We start from the raw sequence: 11,847 nt of genomic DNA, 5'->3' as shown, positions 1-11,847 counted from the left end.
AACGATTGATTAAGCTGATACTGACAGATATGGACGGTACATTTCTGAATAAAGAAGGGGACTACAACAGAACCCTCTTTAAAGAAGTGAAGAAAAAACTGAAGGAAAAAGGGGTGCACTTTGCCTGCGTCACAGGAAAACAGTGTGAGCGGGTGGAGGAGCTGTTGGAAGAGGAGAAAGAAGATGTCTGGATTCTAGGGGACAGTGCCACAAGAATTAAAAAAGATGGAGAAGTGATGTTTGAATCTCTCATAGAGAACAGCCTGGGGGAGAGGATCCTTGCAAAGCTGGAAGAAGTAGGTGCTCACCAGACGCTGATTCCCTGTACCAGTGTGGGAGCTTATCTGAAAGACACCGTCCCAGAGTCGGAAGCGCAGATTGTCAGAAACTCCTATCAGACGGTGATTGTTGTGAAAGACTTTACGGAAATCAAAGAGCCTTTTGTGAAAATTACAGTGCATGATCCAAAAGGAAACTGTTATGATACCCTGAAAAAGATGGAGGAATATCAAAAGGAGGCCTATCTCGTGGCTTCCGAAGACACCTGGCTGGATATTGCGGCCTACGGTGTTCATAAAGGAACAACGGTGGCAAGGCTTCAGGAGATGCTTTCGGTGAGCCGAGAAGAAACCATGGCTTTTGGTGACGGGTATAATGATCTGGAGCTCCTGGACCGGGCTCATTTCAGCTTTGCCATGAGAAATGCGGTGGATAAAGTCAAAGACCGGGCAAGATATATCACAGGAAATCATCATGAAGATGCAGTGATGCAGACGATGCTGGATTTCCTGGCCTTATAGATAATGAGAGGAATAGGGATATGGAAAAAAGTAGTAGCATTCCAAGAACAGGGAAATACATCGAAGATTTTCTGGAGGAGTATGTGGTGCTGGATCTGGAGACCACCGGACTTTCTCCTGTGACCCATGAAATCATTGAGATCGGAGCCATCGCTTTTCAAAATGGCATAAAAACAGGGGAGTTTTCTACCCTTGTGAGGCCTAAGATGAGAATCTCAGGGTTTATCACAAATCTTACAGGCATCAGCAATGATATGGTGAAATATGCTCCTACCATCGAAGAAGCACTTCCTGGACTTCATGGCTTTCTTGATGGACGTCCAGTTCTTGCCCATAATGCAAGTTTTGATTTAGGATTTCTCAATGCTGCCTATGAGAGGCACTTTAGCACGCCATTTCCCAATGATTATCTGGACACCATGAGAATCAGCAGAAAACTCTACCAGAACGCAAGACACAGACTCCAGGATCTGACGGAGAGGTTCGGCATTGAGCGCGATGGAGCGCACCGGTCCATGGCAGACTGCATCATGACACAGAAAGCCTATGAATGCATGCGGGAACACTGCAGAAGAGAAGGAATCAAGTTTAGATAAAAGCAGTCCAACAGGAGGTACGCTATGCGGTATAGAGTGATTCATCAGCTTCGTGAGAGAAATTTTGACAAAGCTGTGACCCGAAGCGAGATGGAAGTTCTAGATTATCTGGAAAAGAACTTTGATAGGATACCCCACATTTCTGTTGTCAAAGTGGCAGCGGAGAGCTTCACATCTCAAGCAACAATAAACAGAACCTGCAAGATCCTAGGCTTTAGGGGGTATAGTGAACTGAAGTATGCTGTGGAGGAGGATCTTGTGCTCATGAAGTCCTCCAGTGAAAAACATATTGCCCATACAGAATATATTCTCAGAAAGATTTCCTTTGACAGCGTGGATGAGGTGGCAAAAGCGGTTTCGGAGAACAGACGCAAGCTGCTTCTTTTTGGACTAGGCGCATCTAATATCTCAGCGCTATATCTCCAACGGCAGCTTCTTTATAAGGGGATTCCCTCGACGATTATTGCGGAAGTGCAGATGCTGAAAAATTTCGAGGACTTTGCAATTATCATCCTCTCAAGTTCAGGAGAAACCCAGCGTTGTCATCAGATGGCAAAAGAAGCCCAAAAGAGAGGACTGAAGGTGCTGACTCTTACGAAGAAGGACTCTACCCTCATGCAATTCAGTGATTTGACTTTTTATCATGAAGTCCCCGTGGATAAGCAGAAAGGAATTTCAAGAGAACAGCAGTTGCACATTATTCTGATGGTCAACGAACTCATAGACCGAATCTAAATGGATAACTAAAGTCCCATCCCAACAGATGGGACTTTTCTTATGGATAATTATCCAGAACTTTGGAACGGAAGAACTTATGAAACCGTTATAATCCAAATATAGTGATAAAAGAGGAGCTGAGGTATTGAATAGAAAAATCAAAATCCTAATGCATACCCATTGGGATCGAGAATGGTACTTCACTAAGGATGAGACAAAAGTACTGCTCAGGAACCATATGCAAGAAGTCCTAGAGTATCTGGAAGAACATCCGGACTGTATTTATATATTAGACGGACAGAGCGTGATGATTGATGATTATCTGGAAATGGATAAAGGCGCAGAAGCAAGACTGCGCAAGTTTGTAAAGAATGGTCAGCTCCGGGTTGGACCCTTTTATACTCAAACGGATTTGCTGCTGGTTCATGGAGAATCTGTTTTCAGAAATCTTTACTATGGCATCAAACGGGCAAGAGAGTTTGGGGATCCAATGCTCATTGGTTATGCGCCGGATACATTTGGTCATGCTAGTCAGATGCCTCAGATTTACAAAGCGTTTTCCATAGGATCCACTTTTTTCTGGAGAGGTTTCAGTGAGCTAAAAGCCCAGCATTCAGATTTTTTCTGGGAAGGAACAGATGGCACAAAGATTCTTGGGGTAAACCTGGCTGCAGGATATCAGGGAGCAAAGTATCTGGAAGAGGAAGAAGAAGCACTGAAAAAACGCATGGGGAAAATTATGAAGGTTCTGGATACCTACTCAAGCGGAAGTGGAAGACTGGTGATGAACGGTCATGATCAAATGCCGATCCAGAAAAATATTGAAGATATTCTTGAGACACTCAGAAAACTTTACCCGGAAGATGAGCTTGAGATTGGTGACTTTGAGAGCTATCTTGACACACTTCCGCTTGAAAATCTGGAGACTGTGAAAGGTGAGCTTACACACAGCAAGCACGCCAGAATACACAGAACCATCGGCTCTACCAGAATGGATATCAAACTTTTGAACACCGAGATTGAACATAAGCTGTTTCATCAGCTGGAGCCCTTAGCAGTCATTGGTGTGGAGGCCGGGATAGAGTATCCGCATGGGGTGATTGAAGAGATTTTGAAGATTCTCTTTGGTGTACATGCCCATGACAGCATCGGCGGATGCAACTCGGATGCCGTGAACCGGGATATATACCATAGACTTCTGAATGCAAAAGAAATGGTGGATACACAGCTGGAGCTGCATCTGAGGCTTCTGTCCTTGGCAAGACCTGAAAATAACACCATTGTCTTGGTGAACCCATTGCCTGAAGAGAGAAAAGAGGAGATGGTGGAACTTGTCACACTTACGAGACAAAAGAACTTCACGATTCTGGATGAGCATCATAAGGAGATTCCATTCTCCCTTCTTTCTCAAGAGGAAGAGGATGCGGGGCTTACAGACCGACAGGTGGCGGCAAGGCTCATGGATATCAAAGTATACCGGAGCAAACTGCTTTTGAGAGTAGATAAAATGGCTGGATTGTCCGTAAAATATCTTCAGCTGCAAGAGGAGCTTAGCAGTGTAGCACCACTCATGAAAGCGGAGGAGACACTCATCATCGAAAATGTGTGGGGAGTACTGAAGGTAGAGGGAAATCAGATCAGTTATGAGGATAAGATTACCGGTATTAATCACCAGAATGTCTTTTATCTCGAGAACTCAGGAGATGCTGGAGACAGCTATGATTATTCCCCACCAGTAAAGGATCTTCTTGTCAGATCGGCGGACTTAGCTGAGATTACAGGAAAAAGACGAAGTGGAATGGGTTTTCAGGAGCTTCAGCTGTACATTCAGTTCAACGTGCCAGAGTCCGAGGAGAGCAGAGAGAGGGAAGTTCTAGATAAAACGGTGACCTTTGAGGCGGTTTTCCGACTTTATGAAAAGGACCCGAAAGTATACTGTGAACTGAAGCATAAAAATATAGTGAAGGATTCCAGATTCCGTGGAGTTTTTTCAACCGGGATTACTGTAGATGAAGTTCAGGTGGATGGATATCTGTCTAGTCAGAACAAGAAAGTATATTTGAATGAGGAGCTCGCCATCTGGGAAAAGGATCAGTGGGTAGAGAAGCCTGTGAGTATTGAAACTATGCAAAGCTATGCGGTTCTTTATGATAACCGGGGAAGCGGATACCTTTATTCTGAAGGACTGAAGGAGTATGAAGTATTGGAGGATCAGATTCATTTCACTTTGTTCCGAGCATTCTCTCATCTAGGCAAGAGAAACCTTGTCAATCGGCCTGGAAGGCCTTCAGGAATTGAGATCGAAACCCCGGACAACCAGCTCCAGGGAACGGAGTTTCACTTCAGATTTGCATTTTCCTTCCATCTGAAGGACGTGAACCCTTCAAAAGAATCAAAAAAGTATCTGACACCCATCATGGGATACCATAAAAAAGAGTTCAACCGTTTTAATATCAACAGAAGAAATGCCTTGATTGTGCCGCAGAAAAAGCTGAGTCTTCCTTTACAGGAAGCAGCGGTGTCGGCCGTAAAGAGAACAGAAGAAGGGAATGAGGTTTTCGTAAGAATCTTCAATCCAGAGAATAGAGATATCACCGTAGAGTTTCCGGAAGGAACCTTCCTTGCCAATGGCATGGAAGAAAAACTAAGACCGTTGGAGAAGGCCCAGTTGAGACCTCAGGAAATTCTCCAAGTAATTTTGTCTTCAATGGAAGAAATATAAATAAGAAGGAGCGTAATGATGTCTAACTTCAAGAAAAACTTTCAAAGCTTCGGCAAATCTCTCTTATTTCCAATCAGTCTGCTCTCATTCATGGCTATTTTCCTTGGGCTCGCAGCAGCGCTGCAAAACAAAAATATCATCGCGACACTGCCTTTTCTTGCAAACACAGGGATCCAGAATGTCCTGGGCTTAATCCGAAGGCTGGCAGGACTCCCCTTCGGGCAGCTTCCTTTGCTCTTTGCCATGTCCATTCCATTAGGCATGGTGAAAAGAGACAAAGGGGTAGCAGTATATGCAGGGGCTGTGGGATATATCGCTATGCTTATGGGCATGAGCTATATTTTGCAGGTTCAGGGGCTTACATCAGCCACAACGTCAGTGGACTATCTGATGCAGAACAGTGGATTAAACCAGGTGGATGCAACTCTTAGAAATTCGGCTTTTACCAATGTTCTTGGCATCTTTGTATACAACACGAATGTCATTGGCGGAATCATTGCGGGTCTGATGGGAGTATATATTCATAACAAGTTCAGGGAAACTGAACTTCATCCATCACTGACCTTCTATAGCGGCAAACGTTTTGTGCCCATTGCTGCTGCTCTGATCATGGCAGTTGTAGGTATTCTCCTGACTTTTGTTTGGCCAGTAGTCAATACCGCCATCATCGCCATGGGAAAACTGATCAGTGAAACGGGACTCTTTGGAGTGTTCTTGTATGGATTTACTGAAAAAATCATCAATCCGACGGGACTGCACCACATCCTCAACCAGACATTCCGGTTTACAGCTCTTGGTGGAGTAGAAACCATCAATGGGGAATCCCTTGTAGGAGCTCTTCAGATTTATCTGTATCAGCTGGATAATCAGCTCCAGTTCTCTACGCAAGCCACACAATTCCTGGCACAGGGAAAGATCCTGCATATGGTGTTCGGTATGCCTGCTGCAGTCATGGCCATTTATCATACAGCGCTGCCTGAAAAGCGAGATAGAGTTCTGAAGTTCTTTCTCGCGGGAGTTACAGCTGTCATCTTGACAGGAATCACGGAACCCATTGAGTTCACCTTCATCTTTATTTCACCCATACTCTGGATTGTTAATGCAATCTTTGCTGGACTGGCGTTTCTGGTGCCTGCACTTTTCGGGGCGGCCATAGGGAACATCCAAGGTGGAATTATTGACTGGCTTGTGTTTGGAGTACTCCAAGGAGCACAAACCAAATGGTATCTCTATCTGCTTGCAGGTCCAGTATTCTTTGCCATGTACTATTTCACTTACAAGTTCATCATCACGAAGTTCAATGTAATGACCATAGGCAGAAGAGAGTCTGACTTTACAGAAGAGGATGAGGAGTTGCAAGGATCCGTATCCATCTCACAGGATGACAGAGTCATTGCCAAGCAGATCATCGAAGGCTTAGGTGGGCTAGAGAATATCACAGATATTGACAACTGTATTACAAGACTTCGAGTGGAGGTTTTGGACGCATCAAAAATCAAAGAAGACCTCATCAAGAAATCCAATCCCAATGGTATCATCAGACCAGATCGGAATACCATCCATGTGGTATATGGAGGCAGAATCACCAAAATCAGAAATATTGTAGACAATTATGTTTATGAGCTAAGAAGCCAGGAACAGCATTGAAGATAAAAGGGGACAGGGCTTCGCAGAACGAGCCCTGTCTTCGTTTATTATGAAAGGAGTTATCATGAAAAAGTTCAACATAGTCATTGTAGGGGGAGGAAGCACCTGGACACCAGGGCTGCTCAACAGTCTTTGTAAAAAGAAAAGTGAGTTCCCACTTGGGAAACTTGTGATGTATGACATCGATGAGGAACGTCAGAGTGTCATTGGTGAGTTTGCAAAGATACTATTCAAGGAAAAGTATCCGGAGCTGGATTTTAACTACACCACTGACAAAGAAACAGCATTCACAAATGTAGATTTTGTATTCTGTCAGATGAGAACAGGTGGATACACGATGCGGGAAAAAGATGAGAAGATTCCCATGGAGTTTGGAGTAATCGGACAGGAAACCTGTGGTCCTGGGGGATTTGCCTATGGCATGAGATCCATCCGGGATATGATTCAGCTGGTGGAGGATGTGAGGATGTATGCCAAGGATGCTTGGATTCTAAATTATACCAATCCCGCTGCGATTGTGGCAGAAGCGTTGAATCGGGTGTTCCATGATGACAAGAAAATTCTCAATATCTGTGACCAGCCCGTAAATCTTCTGCGATCCTATGGAAAGATTCTGGACATGGATCCCTATGAGTTTGAACCGGTCTACTTTGGACTCAATCATTTTGGCTGGTTTACCCATCTTTATGACAAAGAGGGCAATGATCTGGTTCCTGTGATTAAGAACATTGTGAAGGAAAGGGGCTTTGCGCCAGCAGATGCGGAGCAGAGAGATAAGTCGTGGCTGGAGACCTATGCCATGGTGGAGGATATGCTGAAAGATTTCCCGGAATACCTGCCCAATACCTATCTCCAGTATTATCTGTATCCAGAGTATAAGTTCAAAAAAATGAATCCGGAATTTACAAGAGCCAATGAAGTGATTGAGGGACGGGAAAGGAGAGTTTTCGAGGAATGCAGACGTGTGGCCGAGGAAGGTACCACTCAAAATGCCCATGTAGTTCATAATGACGCACATGGAGACATGATTGTGGAGGTGGCGGAATCTATTGCGTATAATAAACATCGGCTGTATGTGGTCATCGTGGAGAACAACGGGCTTATTGGAAACATTCAGAACGATGCTATGGTAGAGGTCACTGCAACCTTAGGTGCCAATGGGCCAAGACCGTATGGAGTAGGGAATGTTGACACGTTTTATAAAGGCATGATAGAGCAGCAACTTGCATATGAGAAACTTACAGCAGATGCATATTTTGAGGGTTCATACAGCAAAGCACTGAAAGCTTTAACATTAAATAGAACTGTTGTGGATGCCAAGAAAGCTCGAAAAGTTCTAGACGCTCTCATAGAAGTCAATAGAGATTATTGGCCTGAACTCAAGTAATACAAGAGGCTGTACCTAAATACAGAAACCATCCAAAACAAGACCGGCGAGAAATAATACAATCTTCGCAGGTCTTGTTTTGGAATGATTTCAATTTTTGTGGTGAAAAGCTGAATCAATCAAATTATGAATAGAAGCGATAATGCGAGGGAGAATAGGCATCCACGCAATACGTACCGCTGTAATCTTTGAATGAAGCGTGTAGTATGTATACATTTTGTGAATTCCATAGTTTCTTGAATAAAGTATACTATAATACAAGAAAAGCATAGGAGGGGTATTTATGTGTACCGCTGTGAACTATAAGACAGATGGTTTTTACTTTGGCCGTAATCTGGATCTGCACTACAGTTATGATGAAAAAGTCACCATAACGCCTCGGAACTTTCCACTGAAATTCCGTTCTGTGGGAGAGCTTAAAAATCACTATGCCATCATCGGCATGGCTACAGAGATGGAAGGATATCCTCTCTACTATGACGCCACCAACGAGAAGGGGGTCAGCATGGCTGGACTTAATTTTCCGGGCAATGCGGTGTTTCATCCTTTTGAAGAAGGAAAAGACAATGTGTCTCCTTTTGAGTTCATTCTCTGGATCCTTGGTCAATGCCAGAATATGGCAGAGGTGAGAAAGCTTCTTTCAAAAATTCATCTTTATGATGAGCCTTTTTCTAAAGATGTTCCACTGGCACCTCTGCATTATATGATCGCGTATAAAGATGAGTCCCTGGTGGTGGAATCCGTGGCTGACGGGCTGAAAATCCATGAGAATCCAGTGGGAGTCCTTGCGAATAATCCGGAGTTCACCTACCACCTTCATCGTCTGAATGACTTTATGCAGGTTACCGGAAAAACTCCTGTAAATCTCTTTTCAGAGAAGCTTCCCTTAAAACCCTACAGTCTTGGTATGGGCAGTATGGGACTGCCTGGGGACCTTTCTTCCAGCTCACGGTTTGTGAGAGCTGCATTTGTGAAGGTCCAGGACTATGAGCCCAAGGGAGAAGAAGAGAGTGTCAGCCAGTTCTTCCATATACTGGATGCCGTTTCCCAGCCCAAGGGATGCACGGAGGTGGAAGGAGGTCACTTTGAATACACCATCTACAGCTCCTGCGTGAATACGGAAAAAGGGATCTACTACTATAAGACCTATGACAACAGTTCATTGACTGCTGTTTCACTTCAGAAGGAGAATCTGGATTCAGATAAACTGTTACAGTACCCGCTGAGGAAAAAGCTGGTTGTTGAACGTGAGAACTGATGCATAGAAGTCTCAGTGGAAATGAATTAAAATGGTCTAAAGACGAATGAATATTTTGGAGGAAACTTGATGGATCACAAAGAAAGAATGCTGCAGGGGCTACCCTATAAGGCTTGGATGGACGGACTTTCAGAGGAAAGAGCAATCTGCAGGGAGAAGATTTACGAAATCAATCATCTGCACCCAAAGGAGTGGACGAGGCTTCCAGATCTTCTTAAAAACCTTTTTGGTTCCACAGGAAAAGAGCTTCAGGTGAATCCGCCTTTTCACTGCGATTATGGGTATAATATTCATGTGGGAGAAAACTTTTATGCCAACTACAATCTCACCATTCTGGATGTGGGCAAAGTCACCATCGGTAAAAATGTGATGTTTGCTCCCCATGTTTCTATCTATACGGCAGGACACCCACTGCATCCAGAGATGAGAAACACAGGATATGAGTACGGCATTGAGGTGACCATTGGAGACAATGTATGGGTTGGCGGCAATGTGGTGATTTTACCTGGCGTCACCATCGGGGACAATGTGGTCATAGGGTCTGGCAGTGTTGTCACAAAAGATCTACCGGACAATGCACTGGCTGCTGGTAACCCCTGTAGAGTGCTGCGCTTGATTACAGAAGAAGACCGGAAGTATTACTTCAGAGACAGGATCTTTGATGAAGAGACCTTGAAGGATCTGGGTATAGAGCTATAGTAAAAAGAGTACAGTCTGCGGAGCTTCTGCAGGCTGTTTCTATTTCTTTTTAAAATAACACAGATTGTTCATGCCTTTTCGCTGGCGGCTGACTTATAATATAAGGAACTAGATTTTTTGGATGGGAGTGGTTATATTGGACGCATTTGGACTCATGGTCGGTTTAGATAAGAAAGATGCCTTTGAAGGATGGTTCTCCAAGGTGGATGCCAAAGCCGCAGGGATCCTGTTTTCGGTCATCTGGGGCTATACCACCCACGAGAAGACAAAACATGCTTTTCTTCAGTTCACCAGCAGCTTGGATCACGACACGGCTTACATCTCCTACCCCATAGAAGAAATGTGGGTGGAGGAGAATCCTTTTGTGCTGCACATTGGGAACAACATCCTGACAAAGGAGAAGATGGTTCTGGACTTTGTGATGGATGGGAAAAAAGTTCAAGGCAGCTTCAGCTTTGGAGAGCTTTCTCCCATCAGAACCTCCTTTTTGAAGCCCGGTATCATGGGATGGCTCACCCACTTTCCCAATGAATGCAATCATGGCATCATCAGCATGAACCATGAGGTGTCCGGAAACCTTGCAGTGGGAGAGGACAGCTTTCTCATATCAGGTGCCAAAGGATATATGGAGAAAGACTGGGGCATCAGTTTTCCGGAAAATTATGTCTGGGCTCAGGCCAATGACTTTGAAAACTCCTCCATCGCCTTCAGTTATGCTACGGTGCCCATGCTGGGAAAATCCGCCAAAGGATTTTTCCTGGTTCTTCATCATGAAGGGAAAGAGTACCGGTTCAGCTCCATTGAAGGAAGTTTTATGCTGGACTTTAAGGTCCGGGAGGATGCCTTTGTGGCTGTGATTCAAAAAGGGCGCTATAAAGTGGTGCTGAAAGCGAAGCAGCTCAATCCGGTGGCTCTGGCGTCTCCAGACCATGGGGAGATGCGGGCGAAGATCAAGGAGTCATTGGATGGAAGGATGGCACTTCTTCTGTTTAAAGGAAAAGAAAAAATCATAGAGCTTCATACAGAGAGAGGATCCATCGACGTGGACTTTGGAGAAAAAGCCGACTAGAAGAGAAAGGATCGAGAATCCTTCATCTTGAGCATATGAGAAGAGAAGGGGGTAGAAAAATGGCTGGCATCAAAACCAAGAAAACAGAGGAAGATGTGGTGGAGTTCATCCATGCATTTTCAGATACAGAGAAAAAGGCCCAGGATGCTTTGGCGCTGCTGACTCTCATGGAAGAGTTCACCGGGTGGAAAGCAAAGATGTGGGGATCCAGCATCATTGGTCTTGGACAGTACCACTACAAGTCGGACAGAAGCAACCAGGAAGGGGACTGGCCCATTTTAGGGTTCTCTCCAAGAAAAGCGGCCATATCCCTGTATGTGTATTTTGGAGGAGAAGATCAGGATGCGCTTCTGGAGAAGCTGGGTAAATTCAAAATGGGAAAAGCCTGCATCTATGTGAAAAAACTGGAGGATATTGATCTTTCCGTCCTGAAGGAACTCATGGCATCCACCATGAAAAAAGTGGAAGAAAAGTATCCAGTGGTGAAAGCCTGATCAACGGAATGAATCTTACTGAAAAGGTGAAATGATTGAAAAAGATTGTTGAAGTACTGAAAGAAAGAAGTGAGCAGCTGGCACGGATGCTGCCAGCTCTATTTCTCGCCCTGAAGGACATAAGGACTCCGCTGCTGGCTAAAGTGCTTGCTGCTGGCACCCTGATCTATGCCCTGTCCCCCATAGATCTGATCCCGGATTTCATCCCAGTCCTCGGATATGTGGATGATCTTCTGATTCTGCCACTTCTTGGAGGGCTTGCCATCCGGCTCATTCCGAAGGAAGTTCTGGCAGAGAGCATGGATAGAGCAAAAGCCTTATGGCCGAAAGGTCTTCAGGCCAGATGGTACTACAGTGTGCCCATCCTCATTTTCTGGGGGGCACTCCTTGGTTGGATTGTTTTTTCATAATTAGATGAAGTCAGGTGATTCGCAGCTTGGCTTTTTTTGCGTTTTTAG

11 protein-coding genes are annotated in these 11,847 nt (G+C 44.6%); all 11 read left to right on the top strand.

Features of this window, described 5'->3' with window-relative positions; all coding sequences use genetic code 11:
* The first annotated feature begins 5 nt into the window (after window positions 1-5).
* Window positions 6-800 (top strand): HAD family hydrolase, encoded by a 795-nt coding sequence (locus BM243_RS07900; RefSeq protein ID WP_074911836.1) that lies wholly within the window; start codon window positions 6-8, stop codon window positions 798-800.
* A 20-nt stretch (window positions 801-820) separates the two neighbouring features.
* Window positions 821-1,396 (top strand): 3'-5' exonuclease, encoded by a 576-nt coding sequence (locus BM243_RS07895; protein ID WP_074911835.1) that lies wholly within the window; start codon window positions 821-823, stop codon window positions 1,394-1,396.
* Window positions 1,397-1,420: 24 nt separating this feature from the next.
* Window positions 1,421-2,131, top strand: coding sequence for a MurR/RpiR family transcriptional regulator (locus tag BM243_RS07890; RefSeq protein WP_074911834.1), 711 nt, complete (start codon window positions 1,421-1,423; stop codon window positions 2,129-2,131).
* A 127-nt stretch (window positions 2,132-2,258) separates the two neighbouring features.
* Entirely contained in the window at window positions 2,259-4,835 is a 2,577-nt protein-coding gene (locus tag BM243_RS07885; RefSeq protein WP_074911833.1) for a glycoside hydrolase family 38 N-terminal domain-containing protein, read from the top strand.
* 15 nt (window positions 4,836-4,850) lie between these two features.
* On the top strand, window positions 4,851-6,482 hold the full coding sequence (locus BM243_RS07880; protein WP_207646178.1) for a PTS transporter subunit EIIC: 1,632 nt from the start codon (window positions 4,851-4,853) through the stop codon (window positions 6,480-6,482).
* Window positions 6,483-6,546: 64 nt separating this feature from the next.
* The gene (locus BM243_RS07875) at window positions 6,547-7,869 is read left to right on the top strand and encodes a 6-phospho-alpha-glucosidase (RefSeq protein ID WP_074911831.1); all 1,323 of its coding nucleotides are present in this window, start codon (window positions 6,547-6,549) and stop codon (window positions 7,867-7,869) included.
* A 283-nt stretch (window positions 7,870-8,152) separates the two neighbouring features.
* Window positions 8,153-9,127 carry a choloylglycine hydrolase gene (gene bsh / locus BM243_RS07870; RefSeq protein ID WP_074911830.1) on the top strand — a complete coding sequence of 325 codons (975 nt, stop codon included), beginning with the start codon at window positions 8,153-8,155 and terminating at the stop codon, window positions 9,125-9,127.
* 69 nt (window positions 9,128-9,196) lie between these two features.
* Window positions 9,197-9,826 (top strand): sugar O-acetyltransferase, encoded by a 630-nt coding sequence (locus BM243_RS07865; RefSeq protein ID WP_074911829.1) that lies wholly within the window; start codon window positions 9,197-9,199, stop codon window positions 9,824-9,826.
* 136 nt (window positions 9,827-9,962) lie between these two features.
* Complete coding sequence (locus tag BM243_RS07860) at window positions 9,963-10,895, top strand: tocopherol cyclase family protein (RefSeq protein WP_074911828.1); 933 nt, start codon at window positions 9,963-9,965, stop codon at window positions 10,893-10,895.
* 59 nt (window positions 10,896-10,954) lie between these two features.
* Entirely contained in the window at window positions 10,955-11,389 is a 435-nt protein-coding gene (locus BM243_RS07855; protein WP_074911827.1) for a DUF1801 domain-containing protein, read from the top strand.
* Window positions 11,390-11,424: 35 nt separating this feature from the next.
* A complete protein-coding gene (locus BM243_RS15570) occupies window positions 11,425-11,799 on the top strand; it encodes a YkvA family protein (protein WP_242943530.1) in 375 nt (124 codons plus the stop codon).
* The last annotated feature ends 48 nt before the right edge of the window (window positions 11,800-11,847 follow it).

The organism is Proteiniclasticum ruminis (assembly GCF_900115135.1).
GTDB classification, from domain to species: Bacteria; Bacillota; Clostridia; order Clostridiales; family Clostridiaceae; genus Proteiniclasticum; species Proteiniclasticum ruminis_A.
This window is presented reverse-complemented; position numbering and strand designations above follow the sequence as displayed.

Excerpts from the sequence above, each read along its gene's own strand:
- BM243_RS07895 (WP_074911835.1), top strand. The coding sequence starts at position 821 with ATGGAAAAAAGTAGTAGCATTCCAAGAACAGGGAAATACATCGAAGAT.
- BM243_RS07890 (WP_074911834.1), top strand. The coding sequence starts at position 1,421 with ATGCGGTATAGAGTGATTCATCAGCTTCGTGAGAGAAATTTTGACAAA.
- BM243_RS07880 (WP_207646178.1), top strand. The coding sequence starts at position 4,851 with ATGATGTCTAACTTCAAGAAAAACTTTCAAAGCTTCGGCAAATCTCTC.
- BM243_RS07875 (WP_074911831.1), top strand. The coding sequence starts at position 6,547 with ATGAAAAAGTTCAACATAGTCATTGTAGGGGGAGGAAGCACCTGGACA.
- bsh (WP_074911830.1), top strand. The coding sequence starts at position 8,153 with ATGTGTACCGCTGTGAACTATAAGACAGATGGTTTTTACTTTGGCCGT.
- BM243_RS07865 (WP_074911829.1), top strand. The coding sequence starts at position 9,197 with ATGGATCACAAAGAAAGAATGCTGCAGGGGCTACCCTATAAGGCTTGG.
- BM243_RS07855 (WP_074911827.1), top strand. The coding sequence starts at position 10,955 with ATGGCTGGCATCAAAACCAAGAAAACAGAGGAAGATGTGGTGGAGTTC.